Origin of the sequence: Terrabacter terrae (assembly GCF_039529575.1) — a bacterium.
GTDB classification, from domain to species: Bacteria; Actinomycetota; Actinomycetes; order Actinomycetales; family Dermatophilaceae; genus Terrabacter; species Terrabacter terrae.
Map to the genome: position 1 here is coordinate 620,925 of NZ_BAAANB010000021.1, position 25,545 is coordinate 646,469.

General features: G+C 71.8%; 23 protein-coding genes and 1 tRNA gene. 14 read left to right on the forward strand and 10 right to left on the reverse strand.

Features of this window, described 5'->3' with window-relative positions; all coding sequences use genetic code 11:
- Positions 1 to 1,135, reverse strand: a 1,135-nt coding sequence (locus ABD194_RS13025; RefSeq protein ID WP_343991978.1) for a phosphotransferase, incomplete at its 3' end; no start/stop codon positions are given.
- 156 nt (positions 1,136 to 1,291) lie between these two features.
- On the opposite strand from ABD194_RS13025, the gene nudC reads away from it, so the two are divergent.
- Entirely contained in the window at positions 1,292 to 2,314 is a 1,023-nt protein-coding gene (gene nudC / locus ABD194_RS13030) for an NAD(+) diphosphatase (RefSeq protein ID WP_343991980.1), read from the forward strand.
- A 35-nt stretch (positions 2,315 to 2,349) separates the two neighbouring features.
- On the opposite strand, the gene ABD194_RS13035 is transcribed toward nudC, so the two are convergent.
- Positions 2,350 to 2,610: a mycoredoxin gene (locus tag ABD194_RS13035; RefSeq protein ID WP_343991982.1), complete on the reverse strand. Its 261-nt coding sequence runs from the start codon at positions 2,608 to 2,610 to the stop codon at positions 2,350 to 2,352.
- 168 nt (positions 2,611 to 2,778) lie between these two features.
- Here ABD194_RS13035 and ppk2 point away from each other — a divergent pair, with 168 nt between their 5' ends.
- The 6 genes from ppk2 to ABD194_RS13065 all read left to right on the forward strand — a co-directional run bounded on the left by ppk2 (position 2,779) and on the right by ABD194_RS13065 (position 7,350).
- Positions 2,779 to 3,585 (forward strand): polyphosphate kinase 2, encoded by an 807-nt coding sequence (ppk2, locus tag ABD194_RS13040; protein WP_343991984.1) that lies wholly within the window; start codon positions 2,779 to 2,781, stop codon positions 3,583 to 3,585.
- A gap of 5 nt (positions 3,586 to 3,590) precedes the next feature.
- Positions 3,591 to 5,729, forward strand: coding sequence for an ATP-dependent DNA helicase UvrD2 (locus ABD194_RS13045; protein ID WP_343991986.1), 2,139 nt, complete (start codon positions 3,591 to 3,593; stop codon positions 5,727 to 5,729).
- A gap of 110 nt (positions 5,730 to 5,839) precedes the next feature.
- Positions 5,840 to 6,127, forward strand: coding sequence for a hypothetical protein (locus ABD194_RS13050; protein ID WP_343991988.1), 288 nt, complete (start codon positions 5,840 to 5,842; stop codon positions 6,125 to 6,127).
- Between the two features lie 281 nt (positions 6,128 to 6,408).
- Complete coding sequence (locus ABD194_RS13055) at positions 6,409 to 6,696, forward strand: WhiB family transcriptional regulator (protein WP_343991990.1); 288 nt, start codon at positions 6,409 to 6,411, stop codon at positions 6,694 to 6,696.
- A gap of 74 nt (positions 6,697 to 6,770) precedes the next feature.
- On the forward strand, positions 6,771 to 6,905 hold the full coding sequence (locus ABD194_RS13060) for a hypothetical protein (RefSeq protein ID WP_343991992.1): 135 nt from the start codon (positions 6,771 to 6,773) through the stop codon (positions 6,903 to 6,905).
- Positions 6,906 to 7,140: 235 nt separating this feature from the next.
- Positions 7,141 to 7,350 (forward strand): hypothetical protein, encoded by a 210-nt coding sequence (locus tag ABD194_RS13065; protein WP_343991994.1) that lies wholly within the window; start codon positions 7,141 to 7,143, stop codon positions 7,348 to 7,350.
- Between the two features lie 19 nt (positions 7,351 to 7,369).
- On the opposite strand, the gene ABD194_RS13070 is transcribed toward ABD194_RS13065, so the two are convergent.
- The 3 genes from ABD194_RS13070 to ABD194_RS13080 form a co-directional block, all read right to left on the reverse strand.
- Complete coding sequence (locus ABD194_RS13070) at positions 7,370 to 8,698, reverse strand: ABC1 kinase family protein (protein ID WP_343991996.1); 1,329 nt, start codon at positions 8,696 to 8,698, stop codon at positions 7,370 to 7,372.
- Between the two features lie 174 nt (positions 8,699 to 8,872).
- On the reverse strand, positions 8,873 to 9,937 hold the full coding sequence (locus tag ABD194_RS13075) for a hypothetical protein (RefSeq protein ID WP_343991998.1): 1,065 nt from the start codon (positions 9,935 to 9,937) through the stop codon (positions 8,873 to 8,875).
- A gap of 192 nt (positions 9,938 to 10,129) precedes the next feature.
- Complete coding sequence (locus ABD194_RS13080; protein WP_020143053.1) at positions 10,130 to 10,291, reverse strand: DUF5679 domain-containing protein; 162 nt, start codon at positions 10,289 to 10,291, stop codon at positions 10,130 to 10,132.
- A gap of 189 nt (positions 10,292 to 10,480) precedes the next feature.
- Between ABD194_RS13080 and ABD194_RS13085 the strand changes: the two genes are divergently transcribed.
- Positions 10,481 to 11,032, forward strand: a complete 552-nt coding sequence (locus ABD194_RS13085) for a M48 family metallopeptidase (protein WP_343992002.1) — start codon at positions 10,481 to 10,483, stop codon at positions 11,030 to 11,032.
- 128 nt (positions 11,033 to 11,160) lie between these two features.
- Here ABD194_RS13085 and ABD194_RS13090 read toward each other — a convergent pair whose 3' ends face one another.
- From ABD194_RS13090 to ABD194_RS13100, 3 genes are all read right to left on the reverse strand, one after another.
- Positions 11,161 to 12,249, reverse strand: a complete 1,089-nt coding sequence (locus ABD194_RS13090) for an AI-2E family transporter (RefSeq protein ID WP_343992004.1) — start codon at positions 12,247 to 12,249, stop codon at positions 11,161 to 11,163.
- Positions 12,250 to 12,339: 90 nt separating this feature from the next.
- The gene (locus ABD194_RS13095; RefSeq protein WP_343992006.1) at positions 12,340 to 12,783 is read right to left on the reverse strand and encodes an NUDIX hydrolase; all 444 of its coding nucleotides are present in this window, start codon (positions 12,781 to 12,783) and stop codon (positions 12,340 to 12,342) included.
- A gap of 230 nt (positions 12,784 to 13,013) precedes the next feature.
- Entirely contained in the window at positions 13,014 to 14,867 is a 1,854-nt protein-coding gene (locus ABD194_RS13100; protein ID WP_343992008.1) for a zinc-dependent metalloprotease, read from the reverse strand.
- A gap of 163 nt (positions 14,868 to 15,030) precedes the next feature.
- Between ABD194_RS13100 and ABD194_RS13105 the strand changes: the two genes are divergently transcribed.
- Both ABD194_RS13105 and ABD194_RS13110 read left to right on the forward strand, forming a co-directional pair.
- Complete coding sequence (locus ABD194_RS13105; RefSeq protein WP_343992010.1) at positions 15,031 to 15,489, forward strand: molybdenum cofactor biosynthesis protein MoaE; 459 nt, start codon at positions 15,031 to 15,033, stop codon at positions 15,487 to 15,489.
- A gap of 14 nt (positions 15,490 to 15,503) precedes the next feature.
- Positions 15,504 to 16,622 carry a YlbL family protein gene (locus ABD194_RS13110; RefSeq protein WP_343992012.1) on the forward strand — a complete coding sequence of 373 codons (1,119 nt, stop codon included), beginning with the start codon at positions 15,504 to 15,506 and terminating at the stop codon, positions 16,620 to 16,622.
- Positions 16,623 to 16,656: 34 nt separating this feature from the next.
- On the opposite strand, the gene ABD194_RS13115 is transcribed toward ABD194_RS13110, so the two are convergent.
- A complete protein-coding gene (locus ABD194_RS13115; RefSeq protein ID WP_343994143.1) occupies positions 16,657 to 17,196 on the reverse strand; it encodes a PPA1309 family protein in 540 nt (179 codons plus the stop codon).
- Between the two features lie 280 nt (positions 17,197 to 17,476).
- Here ABD194_RS13115 and ABD194_RS13120 point away from each other — a divergent pair, with 280 nt between their 5' ends.
- Together ABD194_RS13120 and ABD194_RS13125 are read left to right on the forward strand one after the other, a co-directional pair.
- Complete coding sequence (locus ABD194_RS13120; protein ID WP_343992014.1) at positions 17,477 to 20,491, forward strand: UPF0182 family membrane protein; 3,015 nt, start codon at positions 17,477 to 17,479, stop codon at positions 20,489 to 20,491.
- Between the two features lie 143 nt (positions 20,492 to 20,634).
- Positions 20,635 to 20,708: transfer RNA gene (locus ABD194_RS13125), tRNA-Met, on the forward strand.
- Positions 20,709 to 20,829: 121 nt separating this feature from the next.
- Here ABD194_RS13125 and ABD194_RS13130 read toward each other — a convergent pair.
- On the reverse strand, positions 20,830 to 23,070 hold the full coding sequence (locus ABD194_RS13130; protein WP_343992016.1) for a glycogen debranching N-terminal domain-containing protein: 2,241 nt from the start codon (positions 23,068 to 23,070) through the stop codon (positions 20,830 to 20,832).
- Positions 23,071 to 23,224: 154 nt separating this feature from the next.
- On the opposite strand from ABD194_RS13130, the gene ABD194_RS13135 reads away from it, so the two are divergent.
- Together ABD194_RS13135 and ABD194_RS13140 are read left to right on the forward strand one after the other, a co-directional pair.
- The gene (locus ABD194_RS13135) at positions 23,225 to 24,280 is read left to right on the forward strand and encodes a LacI family DNA-binding transcriptional regulator (RefSeq protein ID WP_343992018.1); all 1,056 of its coding nucleotides are present in this window, start codon (positions 23,225 to 23,227) and stop codon (positions 24,278 to 24,280) included.
- 1 nt (position 24,281) lies between these two features.
- Positions 24,282 to 25,538, forward strand: a complete 1,257-nt coding sequence (locus tag ABD194_RS13140) for a sugar ABC transporter substrate-binding protein (RefSeq protein WP_343992020.1) — start codon at positions 24,282 to 24,284, stop codon at positions 25,536 to 25,538.
- Positions 25,539 to 25,545: the final 7 nt, after the last annotated feature.

Below are 25,545 nucleotides of genomic sequence, written 5' to 3' on the forward strand. Positions count from 1 at the left end.
GCCCGTCGAGCGACGAGGTCGTGGAGATGGCCTGGGTCGCACCCAGCATGGGGAAGGGCACGTGCGGCTGGGTCGCGTCCCAGTCAGGCTCGGGCCGGTCCCCGTCGGACGCCGGACCGGGCTGCTCGCGCTCCGCCGCGGCGGCGGCAGGCTGCTGCCGCGCCTGCTGGGAACGTTCAGCTCGTCTGGCGTCCTCACGGGCGTGCCGGCGGTCCTGCTCCTCGACCATGCCCTCGAGCGCCCGCAGCGCCTCCGCGGTGCTCTCCACGACCTCGAGCTGACCCGCCGACAGCGCGCGCAGGAGCCTGCGCAACGGCGTCAGCTCGGCCGCCAGGCGGGCACGGCGCACGAGGTGGACGTCCGGTCGCTCGATCCGCGACTCGGCGTACGCCTCGAGGACCGCGTCGAGCGTCGCGGGCCTCGCCACGCTGGCGAGCTCGGCGAAGTCGTCGGCAGGGTCGCCGATCCGGCTCTCCTCCCACGCGAGCACGCCGCGCACCCGGCCGGTGGATGCATCGTCCTCGTCCTCGAAGGAGGCGAGGACGTTGTCGCCGGTGAAGGTGCCGTGGACGGCGCTGGGGGCGAACCGCCACAACGACACGTCCTCCAGCGCGTGCTCCCAACGGGTGAGCAGGCCGGTGGGCACGTGCCCGGTGGCAGCGGCGCGGTCGAGCTCGGAGAGCTGGCGCCGACGGTGTGCCTCGGCGTCGTAGGTGGGGCGGCCCGCCTCCTCGAAGACGACGTGCTCGATGTTGTGGATGTGCGCGAGGGTGCGACCCACCTCGACCGCCAGCGGGCCCGGCTCGAGTCCGGAGAACTGCAGCGGGCGGCCCGGCAGGCGCAGGTAGACGGCGGCGCGTCCCTCCGGCACCGGCGCGTAGCCGCGCACCATCGGTATCGCGACGTCGATCCGGCGACCGAGCAGTCCCGACAGCGCTGACACGTCGTCGAGCATCGCGCCGGCGGCGGCGGTGCACGGCGCCTTGACGACCCAGCGCCGGTCCTGTCCGTCCTGCACGTAGGCGGTCTCGAAGAGGTCGCCCGGACCGGACGGAAGGCCCTGCACGCGCACCGGGTCCAGGCCCGGCACGGCCGAGCTCGCCAGGGCGGCGAGGAAGAGCGGGCTGCGGGTCACGTCTCCACCGTAGGCGGAGCGGTGCGCGGAGCGTGGGAGGCGGCGCCCGAGCGGCCCGCGTCCTGGCAGCCTCGGCAGTGGTCGGCAGTGGTCGGCGGTGGTCGGCGGTGGTCGGCACCGGTGGGCGACGCGGGCCAGCCCCCTAGGGTGGAGAGCGTGGCAGTGACCGACGAGCCCCTGGCCGACCTCGCGCTCTCGCGCAGCTCACTCGACAGGGTGGCCCTCGAGCGTCGGCGCTCGGAGGTCCTCAGCGAGCTGCTCGAGGACCCGCGGACCCGGGTCGCAGAGATCCGCGGTGACCGCATGCAGGTGGTCGACCCGGGCGACCGAGCGGCGCCGACAGCGCCCGGGGCGCCGTCAGCAGCGAAGGCGTCCGGCCAGGACGCGAGCCGGGCGTGCTCGGCCGGGGCGCTGGGCCTCGTCCTGAGGGCTCCGCAGCCCGAGGACCGTGAACGGCTCGTGCTGCACCTCGGTCGCGACGGAGACGGGACGGCATACGTCGGCGTCGTGTCACCCGGGCCACACGAGGATCCGGCACAGCCCGGTTGGCTCACCCTCCGCCAGGCGGGGGAGGCGCTGACCCGCCGCGACGCAGGCCTCTTCACGACGGGGCTGGCGCTCGCGAACTGGCACGCCACGCACCGGTTCTGCCCGCGCTGTGGCGCGCCGACCGAGCCGACCGAGGGCGGCTGGGTCCGGCGGTGCGAGCGTGAGGGGAGCGACCACTACCCGCGCACCGACCCCGCGGTCATCATGTCGGTCGTCGACCCCGACGACCGGCTGCTGCTCGGTCGCGGCGCGCACTGGCCGGAAGGCCGGTTCTCGGTGCTCGCCGGGTTCGTCGAGCCCGGCGAGTCCTTCGAGGCCGCCGTCGCACGCGAGGTCGCCGAGGAGGTGGGCATCACCATCGACGCCGCCCGCTACCTGGGCAACCAGCCGTGGCCGTTCCCGTCCTCGGTGATGATCGGCTTCGCGGCGACGACTCGCCAGACCGAGCTCACGGTCGACCCGGTCGAGATGGCGGAGGCCCGCTGGGTGACGCGGGGCGAGTACCGCGACCTGCTCCGCGAGGGGACGGTCCGCACGCCGAGCGGCATCTCCATCGCCAAGCGCATCATCGAGCACTGGCTCGGCGACACGGTCGAGTCGGTCACGGGAGGCACGTCACCGCGCTGGTGAGCGTCTTCGTGAGGAGCCCCAGCCGGCGAGGCGCGTCAACCGGCGAGGCGCTGCTTGACCTCGGCGAGCGAGGGGTTCGTCGCGGCGCTGCCGTCGGGGAACACCACCGTCGGCACGGTGCGGTTGCCGCCGTTGACCTCTTCGACGAAGTCGATGTGCTCGGGGCTGTCCTCGAGGTTGATCTCGGTGAAGGGGACGCCCTCGCGGCTCAGCTGGCCCTTGAGCCGGGTGCAGTAGCCGCACCACGACGTCGTGAACATCGTGATCGAGCCCTCGTCGGGGGTGACCTTCGGCATGCGGTTCCTTCTCGCTGTCTGTCGTTCTGGTGTTGCTGACCGTTCGTGCTCCTCGTTCAGCGCACAGGGACCGCAGATTCTTCCCGGCTGGGGACGGTCGTCGCACGTGTCGCACCGCGATGCAAGGATGACTCCATGGCCTCGCACGGTGCAAAACGACCTCGAAAGATGGATCTGGAGGTCTACGAAGCCGAGGTCAGTCGCCTCCAGGCTGAGCTCGTCGCCTTCCAGGAGTGGGTCCGCACCACGGGGCAGCGGGTCGTCGTCGTCTTCGAGGGCCGCGACGCCGCCGGCAAGGGCTCGGCGATCAAGCGGATCACCGAGTACCTCAACCCGCGCGTCGTGCGCATCGCAGCCCTGCCCGCGCCCACCGAGCGCGAGCGCACCCAGTGGTACTTCCAGCGCTATGTCTCACAGCTGCCGGCGGCTGGTGAGATGGTCCTGTTCGACCGGTCCTGGTACAACCGCGCCGGCGTCGAGCGCGTCATGGGCTTCTGCACCGACGAGCAGTACCGCCGCTTCCTCGCGCAGGCCCCGCTGCTCGAGCGGATGCTCGTCGACGACGGCATCATCCTGCGCAAGTACTGGTTCAGCGTCTCGGACGTCGAGCAGGAGCGCCGGTTCCGGTCGCGCGCCAAGGATCCCATGCGCCAGTGGAAGCTGTCCCCGATGGACCTCGAGTCGATCACCCGCTGGGAGGACTACTCCGAGGCCAAGGACGTCATGATGGCGGCGACGAGCACCGAGTGGGCCCCGTGGCACGTCGTCGAGTCCGAGGACAAGCGTCGCTCGCGCATCAACGTCATGCACCACCTGCTGACCTCGATCCCGCACGAGCCGATGACGCCCGCCGTGCCCCCGGTCCCCGAGCGTCCGGCCCCGCGTGGCTACGAACGCCCGCCGCAGCACGAGCAGAACTACGTGCCCGACCACGCCGCCAGCCTGCTGGCGACCTCGAAGGGTGATCGCTCCTGAGCGCCTTGCCGTCCGCCGACCAGATCCTCGACGGGCTCGACCCCGAGCAGCGCGAGGTCGCCATGGCCCCGCCGGGCCCGCTGTGCATCCTCGCCGGTGCCGGCACCGGCAAGACCCGGGCCATCACCCACCGCATCGCGTATGCCGTCCACTCGGGCGCCCAGCAGCCGCAGCGGGTGCTCGCGCTCACCTTCACGGCCCGTGCCGCGGGGGAGATGCGCACGCGGTTGCGCGGGCTCGGCGTCCAGGGGGTCCAGGCCCGCACGTTCCACGCGGCGGCCCTGCGCCAGCTGCACTTCTTCTGGCCCCAGGCCATCGGCGGCGCCGCACCCGAGGTGATGAGCCACAAGGCGGCCGCCGTCGCCGAGGCGGCCAGCCGGCTGCGCATGCAGTTCGACCGCACCACCGTGCGCGACCTCGCCGCCGAGATCGAGTGGGCCAAGGTCAACCTGCTGACGCCGCAGTCGTATGCCGCACGCGCCCGCGAGCAGCGTCGTGAGCCCCCGGGGCTCGACCTCACCGCCATGGCGCGCCTCTTCGAGGCCTACGAGGACGTCAAGCAGCGCCGCGGCGTCATCGACTTCGAGGACGTGCTGCTCCTCACCGTCGGCATCCTCGACGAGCGCGAGGACATCGCCCGCACGGTGCGCGGCCAGTACCGCCAGTTCGTCGTCGACGAGTACCAGGACGTCAACGACCTGCAGCAGCGCCTGCTCGACCAGTGGCTGGGGGAGCGCAAGGACCTCACGGTCGTGGGCGACCCCGCCCAGACCATCTACTCGTTCACCGGCGCCAGCCCCCGACACCTCGTCGGCTTCCCCAGGCGGTTCCCGCAGGCCCACGTCGTCCGGCTGGTGCGCAACTACCGCTCCACGCCACAGATCGTGGGCCTCGCCAACACCATCGTCGCCTCCGGCACCCAGGCGGCGCGCGACGGGGCCGTGCGCCTGCTGGCCCAGGGTGAGCCGGGGCCGGCGCCCGAGCTGACGAGCTACCCCGACGACCCCGCCGAGGCGAGTGCCGTGGCCGAACGCATCCGTCGGCTCGTCGACGGCGGTCACCCCGCCGCCGACATCGCGATCCTCTTCCGCACCAACGCCCAGTCCGAGGCCTTCGAGTCGGCCCTGACCGACGCCGGGGTGCCCTACCTCGTCCGGGGCGGCGAGCGCTTCTTCGCGCGCAAGGAGGTGCGTGACGCGATCCTGCTCCTGCGCGGTGCCGCCCGCAGCGACGACGGCGACAAGCCGCTCGGTGAGATCGCCCGCGACGTCATCACCGGGGCCGGCTGGTCCCACGAACCGCCGTCCGGGGGTGGGGCCACCCGCGAGCGGTGGGAGTCCCTCAGCGCGCTGGCGACCCTCGCCGACGACATCGCGGCAGCCGCTCCCGAGGCCCGGCTGCCCGAGCTGGTCGCGGAGCTCGACCGGCGGGCTGCCGAGCAGCACGCGCCCGCCGTGCAGGGCGTGACGCTGGCGAGCCTGCACGCCGCGAAGGGCCTGGAGTGGGACACCGTCTTCCTCGTCGGGGCCTCCGACGGGCTCATGCCGATCTCCATGGCCGAGGGCCCCGACGCCATCGAGGAGGAGCGCCGGCTGCTCTACGTCGGACTGACGCGGGCCCGCCGGCAGCTGTTCCTCTCCTGGGCCGGCGCCCGCACCCCGGGCGCGCGCGCGACCCGTCGGGTCTCCCGCTTCCTCGGCCCGGCAGTCGACATCCTCGGCCAGGGCGCCCGCACCGAGGCGCGCTCAGGCGGCTCCAAGCGGGCGGCGCCCAAGGTCGCGCGCATCGCCCACTGCCGGGGCTGCGGGGTCGAGCTGACCACCGCCGCACAGCGCAAGACCGGCCGGTGCGACAGCTGCCCACCCACCTACGACGAGGCCACGTTCGAGAGGCTGCGCAGCTGGCGGCTGGCGGTCGCCCGTGAGGCGAGCGTGCCGGCATACGTCGTCTTCACCGACGCGACGCTGACCGCGATCGCCGAGCAGAACCCGGCCGACGAGCGCGCCCTGTCGGGCATCAGCGGAGTCGGAGTGCGCAAGCTCGAGCAGTACGGCGCACACGTCCTGGCCATCCTCGGCGGGTCCGACCCGCAAGAGCTTCTCGAAAACCGTTCTGCTGCAGCGGAATCGGCTGAGGAGGACTAGTCGCCGCAAAGAAGTCACAGAAACTTCGTTAAATCAGTTGTTCGCCCGCGCGGCGCACGCGTAACCTTGACGAAGTCAAGCCCAGCGGTCTCGGTGGCCGGTTGGGGCCCATGAGCAGAAGTGAGGAGGTCGGCCTGATGGACAACACCACGATGACGATGAACGCAGTCTCCTGCGTCCTTTCCGTGCGCCTGCGGCCGGCCACCGGCCAGGGCCGTGTTGCGACCGCCGGCGCTCCGGTTCAGGGGACCACTGTGTCCGCCGCCGGCATGGGCGCCCGTGTCGCCGATCTGCGTTCCCCGATCCAGGGATACGTCTCGGTCGCCGGCGTCACGTCCGCCCCCGCCTTCAAGATCCCCGATGTCGTTCGCTCCCGCTCTGGGAGGCCACCGGTCTGACAAGACCCGAAGCCTCACCTCCAGGCCGCGAACCCGACATCACCGGGTCCGCGGCCTTCGTGTTTCTCCGGCACTCTGCGCCGGCCGAATGCCGCTCCACCGCACAACCGACACCACCAGGAAGCACCCGAAGGGTGCCCGACAGATCAGGGACACAGATGACTCCCCGGATGCCGAGCAGCAGGACCGAGACGCGCACCACCGGTGCAGGGCTTCGGACCAGACCAGACACGAGAGAGCAGGGGCAGCCCATGGGCGCCCAGGAGACGGAGGTGAGAACGATGCAGCTGAGCGAGCTTCTCGACCTGAGGGCCGAGGCCGAGCAGGTCGGCGAGACCATTCCCTGCCGGGACTACGACGCGGAGCTCTGGTTCGCCGAGCGGCCCGAGGACGTCGAGTTCGCCAAGACGCTCTGCGGGCTGTGCCCGGCCCGCGTCCAGTGCCTTGCCGGTGCCCTCGAGCGGCAGGAGCCGTGGGGCGTGTGGGGCGGGCAGCTGCTCGTCCAGGGCGCCGTCGTGGCTCGGAAGCGGCCTCGTGGTCGTCCGCGCAAGCACCCCGTGGCTGCCTGAGCCTGCGTGACACCGCATGACACCGGCAGCAACAACACCACAGGACAAGCCTTTTCACAGATCAGGAGATCGTCATGAACCAGCTCGAGATGCTGGCTCGCGACCGGATCAACCAGCGCAGTCAGCGCCAGGACCGCAGCGGCACGCGTCGCAGCGCCCGGCTGATCGCGCAGGAGATCCGCGCCGGTCGACGCCACAGCCAGAAGTGAACGTGCGCGCCACGGAGCGCGTTGCAGGACAACTGAATCGAGTGAGCGAGCCGCGGGTGACGCGCACGTCACCCGCGGTTCCTCATGCCCGGGGCCGTTCGCTCCCGTGTCAACGGCCCCGGACACGAGGAACCGCGGGATGCCGGAGAGGTGCGCGGGCGAGGTGCGCGGGGAGGTGCGCGGCGTCTGGCCGTGAAGCGCCGCACGCCGGATACTCGAGCTGAAGGGAGGACTCGTGGATCACAACCCTGCCGACGTGCCGGCGCAGGACCAAGAGCTCGTCTGCTTCGTCTGCGGCGCAGTCGCACCCGCCGACCAGCGAGCCGTGGCCCGTCTCACCTGGAGCAGGGGCAGGGACGGGGAGCGCACGACGTGGACCTGCGATCGCTGCAGCCGCGACAACGTCCGCTCGATCGAGGGCAAGCTCGACCCGGCCTGGTGGTGACCGGCCCGTTTCACCCGTCTCAGTCGTCGCCCACCGGGGGAAGGTCGGCGCCGGGAAGCAGCTCGTCGACGATAGCGCGGCCCCGTACGGTGCCCCCGAGCTGGCTCAGCACTCCGATCCCACCACCCCACACGCGGTGGATGAGGAGGTATTCGGGTGGGAGGTTGAGCTTGAAGGCGACCGCGTAGTTGGGCTGGCGCGGGTCGTTGATGTGTGCGAACACCCCGCGCAGCCAGTCCCGGCTGAAGGTGAAGGTGTCGTGGCGGAAGGGCGCCATGAACGGCTCGAGGTAGTCGAGCAGGCGCTGGGCGTCGAGGTCGATGTTCTCCTTGACGAAACCGATCTCGCGCAGTCCGTCGAGGACGTCCTCGGCGCTTCCACCGAGCCCGATGGTGAGCAGCTCGCCGATCTCGGGGGGCATGCCGTCGGGAAGGCGGTTGACGGCTCCGAAGTCGATCACCCCGAGCCGGCCGTCGGGAGTGACGCGGAAGTTGCCCGGGTGGGGGTCCGCGTGCAGGAGCCCCGCGCGGGCCGGACCGGCGAGCAGGAAACGCAGGTAGAGCCGTGAGGCGGTGTCGCGCTGCTCCTGCGTGCCCTCGGCGATGATGCGCGACAGGGGCAGGCCGTCCTGCCACTCCGACACGATGACGTGCTCGCGCGCGTCGACCACGTGGGGGATGGCGAAGTCGACGTCGCCCTCGAAGGCCGCGGCGAACGCCGCCTGCGACTCCGCCTCGAGGCGGTAGTCGAGCTCCTCGGCCATCCGGTCGCGCAGCTCGTCGAGGATCGGCCCGAGCTCGATGCCCGGGACCCAGCTGCCCGTCACCTTGGCGACGCGGCTGATCTGCCGGATGTCGCTCATCAGTGCCGCCCCGGCGCCGGGGTACTGGATCTTCACGGCGACGTCGCGACCGTCCTTCCAGACGGCTCGGTGCACCTGGCCGATGGAGGCGGACGCGACCGGCTCGTCGTCGAACGAGGTGAACTTGCCGCGCCACCGCGTGCCGAGGTTGGTGCGCAGCACGCCGTGGACCGAGCTCGTCGGCATCGGGGGTGCGCTGTCCTGCAGCTTGGTCAGCAGGGCGCGGTAGTGGACGGCGAGGTCCTCCGGAAGGGCAGCCTCGAAGATCGAGAGGGCCTGGCCGAACTTCATCGCCCCGCCCTTGAGCTCGCCGAGCACCTGGAAGAGCTGCTGGGCGGTGCGGGCCTGCAGCTCGGCGGCGACGATCTCGGCCGGGCGCCCGCCGAGGCGCTTGCCGAGGCCGAGCGCGGTGCGACCGGCGAAGCCCAGCGGCACCGAAGCGAGCTTGGCCGAACGCACGACGGCCTTGCGTGGCAGGTCGGTCACGGCGCACCTCCTCGGGAGTGTCGGTCTCGTGCGGGCCGGTGGCCGGACATCACCCGCGGACGGCGGGTCGCATCGCCGGGGCGCGGCTCACCCACGACTCTATGTCTACCCGAGGGTGAAGCTGCGTCGGGCCCGTCTGTCCGGCCTTGCCACGGTATGCGGCGGCCGCTCCGGTCAGGCACCGCGGGGAAGGACGTCCTCGTCGGTCGGACGCGCCAGGGCCCGCTCGGAGTCCCGCGCGTCCCGGCCGGGCTGCTGGACGGTGTCCTCGCGTACGGAGGCCGCGCCGACAGCCGCAGGCGCTGCTGCGCCCACCGTGCCCACCCCGCCGGCCACCGTGCCCGCCGTGCCCCCGGAACCGGGGTGGGCGGGACACAGCGGATGGGTCGGCCACCGTCGGTGGTCCATCCGCGGCCACGGCAGGCTCACCTCAACGGAGACGCCGGGCGGCGGTCGGTGACCTTCCACCACGCCGGTGACGAGCAGCGTCACGCTGCCCACGACGATGTGCGCGAGGCCGGACGGGAGGGCGTCGTGCAGGCCGTCCGGCCCGGCGGGCAGTGCCGGCCCGGGGTCGGGAGCCGCCTGGCTCATGACCACGGGCCAGGCGTCGTCCCGGTCGGTTCGGTGCCGGTCCAGGCACCACAGGCACGGGGCGCCCGCGGAGCCGTCGACGAGCGGCCCGACGACCGTGCGTGGCGCTGCGGGGGTCACGGGCAGGTGCGGCACGCCGTGGCGCAGCCACAGGTCGCCGCGGCGTGGGTCGACCACCGGGGAGCCGACCAGCACGACGAGGTCGGGCCGGGGGCGGTGGGGAGCGGCAACCGCTCGGTCGACCGCGGCCCGGCCGTGCGCGACGGTGAGCCCGGAGCGAGCGAGTGCGTCGGCGATCCGGGCTGCGACGTCACCGCATCCGTCGACGACGACCCGGCCCGCGACCCCGCCGGACTCGTGCCGGATGTCCGCGGCGCGATCGACGAGGACGCCGAGACCCGTGACCAGGTGGAGCAGGCCGCGCCACCGCTCGGGCGTGACGCCGGCGTCGGCGGCGACACGATCGGTGGACGCCAGGGGGAGGGACCCGTCGAGGCGCGCCAGCAGGGCCACCTCCGTGTCGGTGATGCCGGCCACGACGGGGCCGCCGGGCAGCACGCCGAACTGCACCTCGCCCTGCCGTCTCCTCAGGGGCCGCAGCCAGACGGGCACGCGCGGGTGGGGCGGCACGGCAGCAGTGGACATCGGACCTCCAGACCCGGCGGTTCCCCCAGCGGAGCCACCCTCGGTCGTCAGGCTCGCAGCCGCGGAGTCGTGCCCGTGGGCGTCGTCCACAGCGCCCAGAGCGGTTCGAGCCGGCCGGGGACGCGCGAGGGGGCGGGACCGTGTGGTCCCGCCCCCTCGTATGCGGCGTTCAGCGACGCCGCCGCGACCCGGTCAGGCCTTGCCCAGAATGCGGTTCAGGTTGGTGCCACAGACGGGGCACTGTCCCTTGGCCATGCGGCGACCGTTGTCGGAAACGACAACCTTGCCCTCGGCCTCGCGCTTCTCCTTGCACTTCACGCAGTAGAACTCGCCCTTGTAGGTCTCGTCAGCCATTGGTGTCTCCTTGTAGACGGCACCCATCCGACGGGCGCCTCGACTCGTTCAACCCTAAGGCACGCTGAGCACGAATTCATGCTCATCCCCGCTTGGCGCGCCCTCGGCCCGATGCGGTAGGGAGCCGTGGTCCGGCAGGTTGCGCCGGTCCTCCGCATCGTTGTCACCCCCCTGTCCTACCCTGCCCTCATGGCGACGGCGGGACGGGATGTGGTGCACACGGTGGTCGACGGGGTGACCGTCGAGGTCCGTCGCAGCGCCAAGCGTCGCCGCACGGTGTCGGCCTACCGCCAGGAGGGGCGCCTGGTCGTCCTCGTTCCCGCGCGGATGAGCCGCGCCGAGGAGGGGGAGTGGGTGCGCACCATGGTCGCCCGGGTGGCCGCCTCCGAGCAGCGTCGTCAGCGCTCCGACGGCGACCTGGAGCAGCGCGCCCTGGCGCTGTCGCGCGAGCACCTCGGCGGTCGGGCCGTTCCGTCCAGCGTCCGCTGGGTCTCCAACCAGCGGTCGCGGTGGGGTTCGTGCACGCCGGCCGAGGGCTCGATCCGCCTGTCCGACAAGCTCCAGGGCATGCCGGGGTGGGTCGTGGACTACGTCCTCCTGCACGAGCTGGCGCACCTGCTGCAGCCGGGTCACGGGCCCGAGTTCTGGCAGCTGCTCCGCGGCTACCCGCGTCTTGAACGCGCTCGCGGCTATCTCCAGGGCGTCTCTGCGGCAGCGGGACTCGACCTCAGCGATGAGTGAGTGACGCCGGCGAGCGGCTGCCGCCCGACGGCATACCGGGGCGTATGCCGTCCGCTCGTCGCGCGTCGAGGCATCCTCTCGCGCAAGGGAGTCCGCCGACACTCCGTCGGGCGGAGCCGCGCCGACGCCTACGCCTCCGCCGACCGCCGGTCCTCACCGACGGTGGGTTCCGGCTTGAGCCTTCCCCCGCGGTGGTCCCACACGTCCCGGGCGATGGTCTGGATGATGCCGGCCACAGGGATCGCCAGAAGCGCCCCCAAGATCCCGGCCAGCTCGACGGCGACCAAGATGGAGAGCAGCACGGTCAACGGGTTGAGCTTGACGGTGCGCGAGAGGATGAGCGGCTGGAGCAGGTGGTTCTCGAGCTGCTGGTAGAGCACGAAGAAGACGAGCACGACGATGCCCGCGGTGACGGAGTGCAGGAATCCGGCTGCCACCGCGACGACGGCACCCAGCGTCGCGCCGACGAGCGGGACGAGGTCGGCGATCGCGACGAAGAGCGCGATGAGACCCGCGAACGGCACACCGAGGACCTTCAGCACGACGTATGTCAGAACCCCGCAGATGACGCTGATGAGCAGGTTGCCGGACAGGTAGCCGGTGACCGTCTTGGCGCAGTCGTGCCCCACGGCGCGCACCCGTTCGGCCCGGCGCGAGTCGCCCAGCAGTCCGAGGGCGCCGTCGACGGCTTTGGGGCCCTCCAGGACCATGAGATAGGCGAGCACGAAGATGGTCACGACCGCGGCCACCGTGGTGGCAGCGGCCTTGGCGATCCCCAGGGCCGGGGTGGCGAGGCTGCGACCGTACTCGCTGAGGCGGGCCTGGTTCTGCTGCACCCACTCGAGCGCGTTGGTCCGCTCCAGCAGCCCGCCCACGGGCCCTCGACCGGCGCGGGCGTCGGCGATGAGCTGCGGCAGCTGGCCGGCCAGGTCCGTGGCCTCGCGAGCCAGCGGGACGGCGAACACCGCTGCGAGAGCGGCCAGTACGAGGAAGACCCCGAGGAAGACCAGCAACGTGGCCACCGACCGCGGAGCCCTGGGATAGCGGCGCTCCAGGAAGTTGGCGACGGGATAGAGCGCCACCGCGAAGAACAGGGCGACCACGATCCAGACGAGGACGCGGCGGATGTCGTAGATCAAGAGCAGCAGGAGTGCCGCGAGCACCACCATGCCGATGGTCGCGGAGATGGTGCGGTACGGGACTGGGCGTTGTTGCACGGCAGGCCAGTACCCGCATCGTCGGACTGCCAAGCAGGGTGCCGACCGGGTGCACCACGGTGCGGGCTGTCAGCCGGACCGTGGCCCCGGTCAGCTCCGGGTGCGTCCCGGCAGCAGGGCACGCGCGGCGTCGACGAGGGGACGCAGCTCGCCCTCCGTGCCGTCGGGGAGTGCGTCGACGGGCCACCAGCGCACGTCGATGGACTCGGTGCTGACGGCTGGCTGGGTGCCAGTCGGCGCCACGGCTGCGAAGCGGATGTCGAGGTGCTCGCGGCACGTGCCGAAGTCGCCGACGAGCACGTGTCGGTCGAGCTGCACGATCTCGGGCAGCACCGGGATGTCGGCGATCCCCGACTCCTCACGCGCCTCGCGGGTCGCGGCATGCCACACGGAGGCATCGCCCGGCTCGAAGTGACCGCCGAACTGGAACCACTCTCGCGCCCTGCGGTGCAGGGTCAGCAGTGCCGACGTGCCGGGCTCGTCGAGCACGATCACGCTGCCCGTCAGGTGGGCCGGCGGACCGCTCCTGCTCATGGCGTCAGGATGCGCGCGGAGGTGGTCGAGGAACTCGCGACGCAGGTGCTCCTGGTGCTCGTCCGGAGCGGTCCACGCCTGCAACCGGGCGACGGCGTCGTCGTGCAACCGGCGCCAGGAGTCGTCCTCCCGGCCACCGGCAGACGTCGTGCCCGCGCCCGGCGTGGCACTCGCGTCAGGTGCTTGCCCGGTTCCATGCGCCTGACCTGCGGTATGGGGCCCAGCCCCCGTCACCGGCTCGTGCCCGCGTCGCCCTCGGCGCCCGGCTCGCCGCCGGCACGCTTCTCGCCGGAGGTGTCGTTGCCCTCGGCAGCGGAGCCCCCACCCGATGTGCCACCGGGTGTCGTGCCGCGCTCACGGTCCGCCTCCTCGAGGATGCCCTGCAGCACCGAGTCCAGGTCGGCGCCGAAGCCGGCACCCGACCCTTCCGCTGCCTCACCGGTCGAGGGCTTGCCCGTCGTCGCCCCGCCGCTCTCGCCCGTCGCCTTCTCGACGAAGCCGATCACGTCGTCGAGGTCGGCTGACGTGGGGGCGAGGTCGGGATGCGCCCAGCGTCCGTCGCGCAGGGCGGCGCCTCCGGCGCTGTCGAGCGCGGCCCACAGGTTGGCGGCATCGCGCAGGCGGCGCGGCCGCAGCTCGAGCCCGACCAGGCCCGCGAACGTCTTCTGGGCCGCTCCGCCGACGCGCCGGCGCCGGATCGTCTCGGCCAACGCCGCCGACTGGGGCAGGTGCGAGGCGGTCGTGCGGTCGGCGACGTGGTCGACCCATCCCTCGGCAAGTGCCAGCAGCGTCTCGAGACGGTCGAGGGCCGCTCGCTGCGCCGGTGTGGGCTGCGGCCGGAAGAGGTTGCCCTGCAGGGCCGAACGCAGGGCCTCGGGGTCGGACGGGTCGATCGTCGACAGGGCCGACTCGATGGCGTCGGTGTCGATGGTGATGTTGCGGGCGTAGTCGGAGACCGCGGACAGCAGCTGCGGACCGAGCCAGGGCACTTCTGCGAAGAGCCGGACCCGGGCGGCCTCGCGCACGGCGAGGTAGAGGCGCACCTGGGCGACGTCGATCTCCAGCGACTCGGCGAGCTGCGACACGTTGCCGGGCAGCAGGGCCACGACGCCGGGCTCCGTGAGCGGCAGGCCGACCTCGGTCCCGCTCACCACCTCGGTGGCCAGCGTGCCGACGGCCTGGCCGAGCTGCGCCGAGAACATCTGCCGGCTGAGGTTGCCGAGCATCGGCGCCCACTGCTCGACCATCTGCTGCGGGTCGAAGCCCTCCGGCAGGCCCTCGGGAAGTGCCTCGCCGAAGGCCTCGGGGCCGAGCTCGCCGACCTGCTTGCGCATGGCGTCGGACGTGGCGGCGGTGACCCCGTCGGACACCGGCTCGATCAGCTCGAACCAGCGCGGCATCGTCGCCTCGACCCACTCGGCGCGGCTGAGGCCGGTGGCGCGCCAGGCCGGTGACGACAAGGTGGTCTGCTCGTCGAGCCACAGCGTCGCGACCGCGACGGCGTCGGCGACCGCACGAGCCGCCCCCTCGTCGTGCACGTCGTTGCCCTCCACGGCCATGACGTGCCGTCGGGCGACGTCGGTGGCGAGGTCACGCGACCCGGTGGGGGACTCCTGGGCGGCCATGAACGTGCCGAGCTGGGCCCGCATCGCCGCCTGTGTCGTCGGGTCCGTAGGGTCGACGCCCATGCTCCGCATGGCCTCGGCCAGCTCCGGGTTGCTGGCTGCCTCACCCAGCACCTTCTCGAGCATCGCGCCGAGGTCGGAGGGGTCGACGCCGCCGAGGTCGGGCAGTCCGGGGAAGCCACCACCGCCGCCGAAGCCGGCGCCGAAACCCGCCGGCCCGGTGCCGCTGCCGGGGGAGCCCGACCCGGGCCGGTTCAGGGGCAGTCCGAACGGCGACTCTCCGGGCGCAGGCGCCGGTCCAGGCTCAGGCACGTCGGCCCGGCCGGTGACGTCGCCCTGCTCGCGCTCGCCGCCCTGGCCTCCGCTCTGGTCTGGGCTCTGGTCGGCGCTCTGGTCGGCGCCGGGCTCGTCGTCCCGGTCGCCGTGCTTGTCGTCACCGCGTCCACGGTCGTCGGCCATGCCTGCTCATCCCCACTCGAAACTCGGTGTCGAAACTCTGGTGTCGGAGTCCTGGTGTCGGCCATGTGGCCCTACCCCAAGACAACCACGGATGGGGCCGGTTGGTTCCCGCCCCTGCCGATGGCGGAGCGTGGGGTCGCCGCTGCGGCATACGATTGCGGACGTGACGGTCACCCTTGCCGAGATCCGCGAGAGCCCTCTGTCGGTCGACGAGGTGCTCTCGAGCGTCTCCTCACCGCGAGCGGGAGGGGTGTGCCTGTTCGTCGGCACCGTGCGGGACCACGACGGCCCCCACGAGGGGTCCGACGACGGGTCCGGCCGGTCCGGCGACCAGTCCGTAGCAGCGCTCGACTACTCGGCGCACCCCCAGGCGGCCGAGGCGGCGCGAGCACTCGCGGAGCGCCTGGCGGCTGACGGACGCTCGGTCCGCATCGCGGTCGTGCACCGGGTCGGGCACCTCGAGGTCGGCGACATCGCCGTGGTCGTCGGCGTCAGTGCCGAGCACCGTGGCGAGGCCTTCGAGGTCTGCCGCGAGCTGATCGACGAGTTCAAGGCCACCATCCCGATCTGGAAGCACCAGCGGTTCACGGACGGCGCCGACGAGTGGGTCGGCCTGCCGTGAGGACCATCAGGCGGGTGCCGGAGCAGCCCGCCGGCACCGAGCCGGTCACGCCTGCCCCCGAGGTCGATGACAGCGCCCGTGGCCGCCTGACCCGCGGCAACAAGGCCGTGCTGGCGGCGTTCTTCCTCTTCCTCGTGGTCGCCGTGGTCGGCTCGCTCGTGCACCTGCCGTATGCCGTCATGAGCCCGGGCCCGACCGAGAACACCCTGGGCCCCTCCGCCGCCGGCGGCAAGCCGATCATCGCCGTGTCGGGGCTGCCGACCTACCCGACCGACGGGGCGCTGCGCTTCACCACCGTCCGGGTCGAGGGCGGGCCCGGCTACCCCGTCAACGTCTGGGACGTCCTGCAGGCCTGGGTCGACCCGACCCGTGACGTCGTGCCGGTCGACCAGGTCTTCGACCCGCAGGTCACCAAGGAGCAGGTCGCCGAGGAGAACGCCATCCAGATGGAGGGCTCCCAGGAGGAGGCGACCGCCGTCGCGCTCCGGGCCATCGGCAAGAAGGTGCCCACGCACGTCGCGATCGCCGGCATCACCGACGGCTCCAAGGCCAAGGGGCTGCTGGCGGTGGGGGACCGGCTCGAGGGCATCGGCGACGAGCCCATCACGAGCACCCAGCAGGTGCGCGACGTGCTCCAGCGGACCAGGCCGGGCGATCCCGTCTCCCTCACCGTCACCCGTCAGGGCAAGCAGCGCACGGTGCAGGTCCCCACCATCAGCGGCCAAGAAGGACGAACCGCACTCGGCGTGCTCCTCGGCCTCACCCACGAGTTCCCGGCCAAGATCACCGTCGACGCGGGCTCCATCGGCGGGCCCTCGGCGGGCCTCATGTTCTCGCTCGGCATCTACGACAAGCTGACGCCGGGGCCCCTGGCCGGTGGCAACCAGATCGCGGGCACCGGCACCATCGACGAACAGGGCGCAGTGGGCCCCATCGGCGGCATCCGCCAGAAGCTGGCCGGGGCGCGCGCCGACGGCGCCCAGTACTTCCTGGCGCCGGCCGGCAACTGCGACGAGGTGGTCGGCCACGAGCCCGACGGACTCTCCGTCTTCAAGGTCGGCACGTTCGACGAGGCCCGGACTGCGGTCGAGGACATCGCCAAGCGCCAGACGGGGTCGCTGCCCCGCTGCTGAGCCGGCTGCGGGCTCCTGCCGGCTCGATCGCGGCTCAGTCCTCGAACGAGGCCTTGAGCGCCTCGACCAGACCCGGCGCGATGTCCTTGCCGGTCGCCACGGCGTCGTCGGAGTCGTGGTCGCGCTGGCGCAGGAGGCAGATGGAGGACCCGTCGCGCAGCACCGCCACGAGGAGGCGGACGTCCTTGCGGTCCGGGTGGGCGGCCAGCAGGTCGACCGCGTCGTCGCCGCGCGACGGGAGCTCCCTCTCGGCCTCGGGCGGCACGACCATCCGCTCGATGGCGAAGGCACAGCCGTCGACCTCGGCCGGCCAGGCAAGTCGGCCCAGCAGGGTCTCGAGCGAGCTCGTCGTCGGCAGTCCCTCCTGCTCGATGGCGGTCAGTGCGCCCTCGGCAAGGTCGGACGGGCCCATCTGGCCGCGCAGCTGAGGCTCCCGCTGGAGCAGGTCAGCCGTGCGCACGAGCGCGAACAGCCGCGCGGGCTGGTCCCAGCCGGCTGCTGCCACGTGGCGCTCCGTGTCGAGCGCGGCGATGGCCAGAGGGTCGATGACGGGCTGCGAGTTCACGACGACCATGCTGCCGTATGCCGCCGACCCGGGCGCACGCGCGGGTCCGCCCGCCACGCGCAGCCTGAGGACGACGACGGGCCGCACGGGCCGGCATACGGACTCGGCATGCGATCCGGCATGCGATCCGACATGCGACTGGGCATCCGGCCCGGTCTCGTGCCGGTCACGTTGCCGCGGCTCCACGCGGCATGCCAAGAGCCCGGGTTATGGTTTGCGCAAGCGGCCAAAGGAGGCCGCCCCGGGTCCGCCCGACCACCTGCCCGCCCTCGCACCCAAGGCACTCCACGTGAGCGACAGCAACTTCGGCCCCCCGCCGGGCAACTTCAACGACGACGACTCCGGCCCGCCCCGAAGGGGTGATGCGGACAGGCTGCCTCCCACGCGGCGCCCCCTCGTCACCGCCCTCGTCGTGGCGGCCGCGCTGCTGGTCGTGATCGCGATCGCGGCGCAGTTCTGGACCGAGGTGCTGTGGTACCAGTCGGTCGGCTACACCGGTGTCTTCAGCACCCAGATCGTCACGAAGGTCCTGCTCGGGATCGTCGGCGGCCTGCTCACCGCCGCCATGGTGTGGTCGAGCATCCACTTCGCCTACCGCAGCCGGCCCATCTACGCCCCGTCGCCAGACACGCAGGCGATGGAGCACTACCGCGAGCTCGTCGAGCCGATGCGCCGCACGGCGACGGTGGCGGCGCCGCTGGCCGTCGGCCTCTTCGCGGGACTCTCTGCCGCGACGCAGTGGGACACCTTCCTGCTGTGGCGCAACTCCAACCCGTTCGGCATTCAGGACCCCGAGTTCAAGCTGGACATCGGCTTCTTCGTCTTCGACCTGCCGTGGATCAACTTCGTCATCGCGTTCCTGACCATGACGCTGGTGATCGGCTTCATCACGGCCGCGTTCACGCACTATCTCTACGGCGGCATCGTCGCCGGCAGCAAGATGCGCTCGACGCAGGCCGCCCGGGTGCACCTGTCGGTGATCGCGGCTGCTCTCGTGCTGGTGCGTGCGGTGGGCTTCTGGGTCGACCGCTACAACCTGGCGACGGCCGAGTCCACGAAGATCACCGGCATCCAGTACACCCAGGCCCACGCGGACATCCCCACCAAGGGCATCCTCGCGGTGGCGGCCGTGATGTGCGCGGTCATGTTCCTCACGACGATCTGGACCCGGTCGTGGCGGCTGCCGCTCGTCGGGGTCGCGGTCCTGGCGGTCATCGTCGTCGCGGTGGGCGGCATCTACCCGGCCCTCGTGCAGTCCCTGAAGGTGCGCCCGTCGGAGAAGTCCCTCGAGATCCCGTACATCAAGCACAACATCGAGGCGACCAGGGCCGCCTACGGCTTCGACAAGATCGACGTCTCCTCCTACGACACGAAGACCGTGGCGCAGCCGAACGCGCTGCGCAGCGACGCCGACACGGTTCCTGGGATCCGCCTCATCGACCCCAACATCGTGAGCCCGACGTTCAAGCAGCTGCAGGCGAGCAAGGGCTACTACCAGTTCGCGGACGTGCTCGACGTCGACCGCTACGTCATCGAGGGCAAGCGTCAGGACACCGTGATCGCCGCCCGCGAGCTCGACCTGCGCGGCGTTCCCGAGGGGCAGCGCAACTGGCTCAACGACCACACCGTCTACACCCACGGCTACGGCGTCGTCGCGGCCAAGGGCAACACCCGCGAGAGCGACGGCAGCCCCGAGTTCCTCGAGTCGCAGATCGGCACGCAGGGAGCGCTCGGCAAGTACGAGCCGCGCATCTACTTCGGCGAGAGCTCGCCCGAGTACTCCGTCGTCGGCGGCAACAAGCAGGAGTTCGACTACCCCGACCCCAAGGGCACCGGGCAGATCAACTACACCTACGCCGGCTCCGGCGGCGTGCCCCTCGACGGACTCAAGCGGCTTGCGTATGCCGTCAAGTACCGCGAGATCAACTTCCTCCTCTCCGACGCGGTGACGGGCGACTCCCGCATCCTGGACCACCGCACGCCGCGCGAGCGCGTGCAGCGCGTGGCGCCGTGGCTGACCCTGGACGGCAACGCGTACCCGGCGGTCGTCGACGGCCGGGTCCTGTGGATCCTCGACGGCTACACGACCTCCTCGGACTACCCCTACTCCGAGAACACGACTCTCGATCAGGCCACCGAGGACGCGGTGACGAGCACCCGCAACTCTGTCCGAGCGGTGCAGGGCGGTCAGGTCAACTACGTCCGCAACTCAGTCAAGGCCACCGTCGACGCCTACGACGGCACGGTGACGCTCTACCAGTGGGACGAGCAGGACCCCGTGCTCAAGGCGTGGATGTCGATCTTCCCCGGGACGGTCAAGCCGCTCAGCGACATCAAGGGCTCGCTGATGTCGCACCTGCGCTACCCCGAGGACCTCTTCAAGGTCCAGCGCACACTGCTGCAGAAGTACCACGACCAGGACCCCGGATCCTTCTACGGCGGCCAGAACTTCTGGCGGGTGCCCGACGACCCGACGCAGGCGGAGGCGCTGCCGCAGCCGCCGTACTACCTCTCACTCGCGATGCCGAAGCAGGACAAGCCGGCCTTCTCGCTGACGTCGACCTTCATGCCGACCGGTGACCGGAACGTGCTCTCGGGCTTCCTCGCCGTCGACGGCGACGCGGGGTCACAGGACGGCAAGAAGTCGCCGGGCTACGGCTCCATGCGGCTGCTCGAGATGGGCGGCGGCCCGGTGAGCGGGCCCGGTCAGGTCTACAACGAGATGCGCAGCTCCGCCGTGTCCTCGAAGGACCCGCAGCTGCCCACGACGCTCGCGCAGTACATCGGCACCACGAACTCCAACGGCAACGCCGTCATCTTCGGCAACCAGCTGACCCTGCCCGTGGGCGGCGGGCTGCTCTACGTCCAGCCGATCTACTCGCAGGCCCGCTCGCAGTCGGGCTCCTACCCGCGCCTCGTCGCGGTCGCCGTCGCCTTCGGCAGCAAGATCGCCTGGGCCACCTCGCTCGACCTGGCGCTCAACGACCTCTTCGGCGGCTCGTCCGGCGCCGCGGCAGGCGACACCGGCACGACTCCGGTGCCCCCGCCGACGCCGGGCAGCACCGCGACGCCCACACCGACCCCGGGCAGCACGGCCACCACCAAGCCGGCCCCGCCCGGGACCCCGAACGCCGCGGCGCTCTCGAAGGCGCTCAAGGACGCGGAGACGGCATACGCCCAAGGGGAGGCGGCGCTCAAGAATGGCGACTTCGCGGCCTACGGCCAGGCCCAGGCCAAGCTCAAGGACGCGCTGAAACGCGCGGTCGAGGCCTCTCCCCAGTCGGTGCCGACGACCAAGCCCTGATCGGGGTGACAGCGAAGACCCACTGCGGCAGCGCGAACCACGCGCTGCCGCAGTGGATTTCGTCGTCAGGGGACCGATTCTTGAGCGTGGCGTCGCCTCGATTTGGTCCTCTGGCGGGTTTCGCGTAACGTTGCTCTTGCCGACGCGGGGTGGAGCAGCTCGGTAGCTCGCCGGGCTCATAACCCGGAGGTCGCAGGTTCAAATCCTGCCCCCGCTACTGATCGCGTCAGCGACACGAAGGGCCCGGAGAGATCCGGGCCCTTCGTCATGCCTGGGGTCCGCCGGACGCACGCCGGGCAGGCCCGGCGTGCGCTCCGGAAGGGGATGGTCGCCCTCCTTCAGACGGCGGCGACGAGGTCCTCTCGCGAGACCGGCTCGGGCAGCTCGACGGTGAAGTCCGCCGGCAGACCATCGACCGTCACGTCACCGGAGGCGTCCACCGACACCGAGACGGTGTGGCCGGCAACCCGGAGCCCCTTGACGGCCAGGGCGCCGAAAGGCAGCGGCGACGGCGGCCGAACCGTCAGGCGGCGCGCGGGCACGTCGACGGCGACGCCGAGCGCGACCGTGAGCATCGCCACCGCCGAGGCCGCGGCCCAGGCCTGCGGCCGGCAGGAGGCGGGGTAGGGGGCCCACTGACCGATCGTCGCCGGGTCAGCCAGCAGCTCCGGGAACCGGTAGCCGAAGGCCTCGCCGAGGTCCAGCATCGCGGAGACGACGGAAGCAGCCTGGGCGCCATGGCCTTCGCGTGCCATGCCGAGGGCGCAGATGGCGGTGTCGTGCACCCAGACCGAACCTGTGTGGTACCCGATCGGGTTGAAGCCGCCGTTGTCGCTGGCGAGGGTCATGATGCCGAAGTCGCCGAGCATCGTGCGGCCGACGAGCAGGTCGGTGACCTCCTGCGCCTCCGTCGGCGTCAGGGCTCCGGTGCCGAGGGCATGGCCCATGTTCGACCCCACCCCGTCCACCGGCCGTGCGGTGCCGTCGATCGCCATCGCCAGGTAGCGCTGCTCGGGCGGGCCGACCCAGAACCTGGAGCGGATGCGCTTGGAGAGCGAGCCGGCCCACTCCTCGAGCTCGGCCGCGCGGGCGGCGTCGGCGCCCGGCGAGGTGTCCCCGAGCTCCCGCAGCAGCGCGGCGGCGTCCATGGCCGCCTCGACGGCATACGCCTGGGCCTCGACGAGAGCGATGGGGGCAGTGGCCAGGGAGCCGTCGCGGAAGCGCATCGAGTCGCCGGAGTCCTTCCAGCCCTGGTTTGCCAGGCCGCGGCCGCTCTCGTCGACGTACTGGATGAAGCCGTCCTCGTCGGGCGCGGCGATCTGCGTGAGCCACGATGCGGCCGCACGCAGCTCGGGCAGCATGGACCGGACCTCCTCCGGGGGCATCCCCCAGCGCCATGCGTCGTGCAGCAGGCAGATCCACAGCGCCGTGGCATCCACGGTGCCCCAGTAGACGGTCGGGAGGGTGAAGTCGACGGTCGCGTCCTCGTAGGTGGTGCGGCGCAGCTCGTGCGGGATCTTGCCGGGCGCCTCCGCCGTCTCGGGATCCCACCCGGTGCCCTGTCGACGGGCCAGGCTGCGCAGCGTGCCGGCAGCGAGGTCGGTGCCGAGGGGGAGCGTCATCCGCGCCGTCCAGAGCGAGTCACGCCCGAAGAGCGTGAGGTACCAAGGGGTTCCGGCGGCAGCGAACACATCGCGGGGATCCGCCGGGTCGCGCAGGAGCAGGCTGCGCAGGTCGGCCAACGACGTGTCGAGCAGCCGTCCCAGTCGTGGGTCGGCCGAGTCCACCTGAACGGTCTCCGGCCAGTCGACGGCATCCGAGCCGGAGTCGGCCGGGAAGTGGCCGAGGCGGCGGCGCTCGGTCCGCACCACGACCTCGACCCCCGTCTCGGAGCCCGCGGCGACCGACAGCGGGAAGGTCGCCCTCAGCCCGCCGGGTCCCGCCTCGAGCCGCTCCGGAGCGGGGGAGAAGGTCACGACGGTCCGCAGCCCCTCCGTCTCCCAGTGGGCTGCCGCAGGCGCGTCCGACGCCTGCTCCGCGGCGGGGCCGGGGCCGACCTGCGCCTCGAGCAGTGCTCCGGTGGCGACGCCGGCCTTGACCGGCCCGATGTCGGAGCCGTCGCCGCCCATCCTGATGACCAGTGGGACATCGACGGTGCTGGATGCGCGCGAGGCCACCACGACGCTCTCGCGCAGGACGCCACCGGCCACCACGCGGCGACGGTGCAGCTCCACGGTGGGATCCGGTCCGCGATCACCGAGTCCCCTTGCGGAGGTGAAGAACTCGCTGCGGGCCCCACGGCTCGAGTGCGCGACCTTGACCGGGCTAGCGCCTCCCAAGGTCATCGTGAAGAGTGAGACGACGCGCTCGTCGTCGACGAAGAAGCCGTGCGCTCCGTGGCCGGTCATCGAGCCGTCGGGGTCGCTCAGGGCGGTGCCGTTCCCGTCGACGCAGATCGCCAGGTCGTGCAGCCACGGCTGCTGACCCGACGGCTGCTGACCCGAGGGCTGCTGACCCCACGGCTGCTGCGGCGCGGACGGCTCTGCGCCGCTGGCGTACTCGTTCCCGTGATCGGTCACTGACACTCCTGCTCGGGTTCGTTCGTGCGGCGACGACGAGGAGGACGGGCCTGCTCTTGACACCCCCGCGCCGAGAGCACAGTATCCGGATCGTCAAATATGCGTTTAAATCGCTACGGTTTGAACGTTCCACTCAAAAGAGACGGCGTCAAGGGTGACCGCGAGCTCTCCCCGCTCCAGACGGGCGACGATCATCGATGTCGCGCGCGCGGCCTCGGTCTCGCGCCAGACCGTGAGCAACGCCGTCAACACGCCCGAACGAGTCGCCCCCGACACCCTGGCCCGCGTGCAGTCCGAGATCGAACGCCTCGGCTACCAGCCCAGCCGCGCCGCGCAGACCCTCAAGCAGGAGCGCGCCGGCGCATGGGGCATCGAGCTCAACTCCGCCGGTGTCGGCCGCCTCGGCGCGGTCCTCGACACGTTCCTCGTCGAGCTGACGGCGGGGGCGGCCGCGCACGGCTCGCATGTCGTCCCCTTCACCGCGCCCGACCCGCTCCAGCCAATTCCCGCCTACGAGCGCTTCGTCGCGAGCCGCGTCGCCGACGGCTTCGTGCTGACCGACACGCGCAACAACGATCCGCGCCCGGCCTGGCTCGAGGCCCACCACGTGCCCTATGCCGCCTTCGGCCGCGTCTGGGACGACCCGAGCATCACCTCGTGGGTCGACGTCGACGGCGCGGCCGGCATCGAGGCCGCGGTCCGCCACCTCGCAGACCAGGGCTACGAGCGGATCGGCTACCTCGGCTGGCCGGAGGGCTCACCCGTCGGCGACGACCGCCGCTCCGGTTGGACCCGAGCCACGGTGGACCTGGGCCTCGCGCACCCGGAGTGGGAGGCGCGCACCCCGCAGGTCCTCGACGCCGCCTCCTCGGCCGCGGCGGGGCTCCTCGATGCCCTGGGCCCCGGCGGCGCGCTCGTCTGCGCCTCGGACACGCTGGCCCTCGGCGCCTGGCGGGTCCTCGTCGCGCGTGGCCTCGAGCCGGGCCGAGACGTCGGTGTCGTCGGCTTCGACGACACCGACATCGCCCAGGCGCTCGACCTCAGCAGCCTGCACCAACCCCTCGACCGGGTGGCCGACCGCGTGCTCCACGTGCTCGGCGCCCGTTCCGCCTCCCGCGACCCAGCGGGCGGTCTGCTCCTCCCCCCAGAGCTTGTCGTCAGGTCGAGCTCGAAACCTGCGGGCGACCGCACCACACCGAAAGAGAAGTGACATGAGAGCACGCACCACGCGCGGTGCAGCCGTCCTCGCCCTCGCCACCACGGGAGCGCTCGCCCTGAGCGCCTGCGGTGGCGGAGGGTTCAGCAGCGGCAACAGCGCCCCGCAGAGCAGCGCCAAGGGCCCGGTCAAGCTGACGGTCATGATCGGCAGCTCCGGCGACGCGGAGACCGCGGCGGTCAAGAAGGCGACCGAGGCCTGGGCCAAGAAGTCGGGCAACACGGTCGAGGTCATCGCCGCCTCGGACCTCGGGCAGCAGCTCGGACAGGCCTTCGCCTCGACGACCCCGCCGGACGTCTTCTACACCGACGCCTCCAAGGTCGGCACCTTCGCCAAGGCGGGCAACCTCTACGCCTACGGCGACCAGGTCAAGGACGCGAACTTCCTGCCGGCGCTGGTGCAGGCGTTCACCTACAACGACAAGTTCTACTGCGCGCCGAAGGACTACTCGACCCTCGCGCTCGAGATCAACACCGACCTGTGGAAGAAGGCGGGCCTGACCGACGCCGACATCCCCAAGGACTGGGCGAGCCTCGAGGCCGTCGCCAAGAAGCTCACCTCCGGCAAGGTCACCGGCCTCGTCATCGGCAACGACATCAACCGCAGCGGCGCCTTCATCAAGCAGGCAGGCGGCTGGGTCGTCTCCCCGGACGGCAAGACCATGACGGCCAACAGTGCACCGGCCAAGCAGGGCCTCGCCGAGGTCCAGAAGATGATGAAGGAGGGCGTGCTGAAGTTCAGCTCCGACACCTCCCCGGCGACCGGGTGGGGTGGCGAGGCGCTGGGCAAGGGCGTGGCCGCCATGACCATCGAGGGCAACTGGATCAGCGGCGCCAAGAAGGACTTCCCCAACCTGAAGTACACGGTGGCTGAGCTTCCCGCCGGTCCCGCGGGCAAGGGCACCCTCCTGTTCAGCAACTGCTGGGGGATCGCCGCCAAGTCCCAGCACCAGGTTGCGGCCGTGGACCTCGTCAAGTCGCTCATCACCACGGACCAGCAGATGGCCTTCGCCGACGCCTTCGGCGTCATGCCCTCCACGCAGGAGGGCGCCAAGGCGTTCGCCGAGAAGTACCCCGAGTCCCAGCCCTTCGTCGCGGGCGGCCAGTACGCCCAGGGCCCGGTCAACCTGCCCGGCTTCGACGACGTGATGGCCAAGTTCAACTCGCAGCTGGCCACCCTCGGCAAGGGCGGCAACCCAGACGCCTGGCTCGAGGAGCTGCAGAAGAACGGCACGGCGGCAATGGCGGGCTGACCCCCGT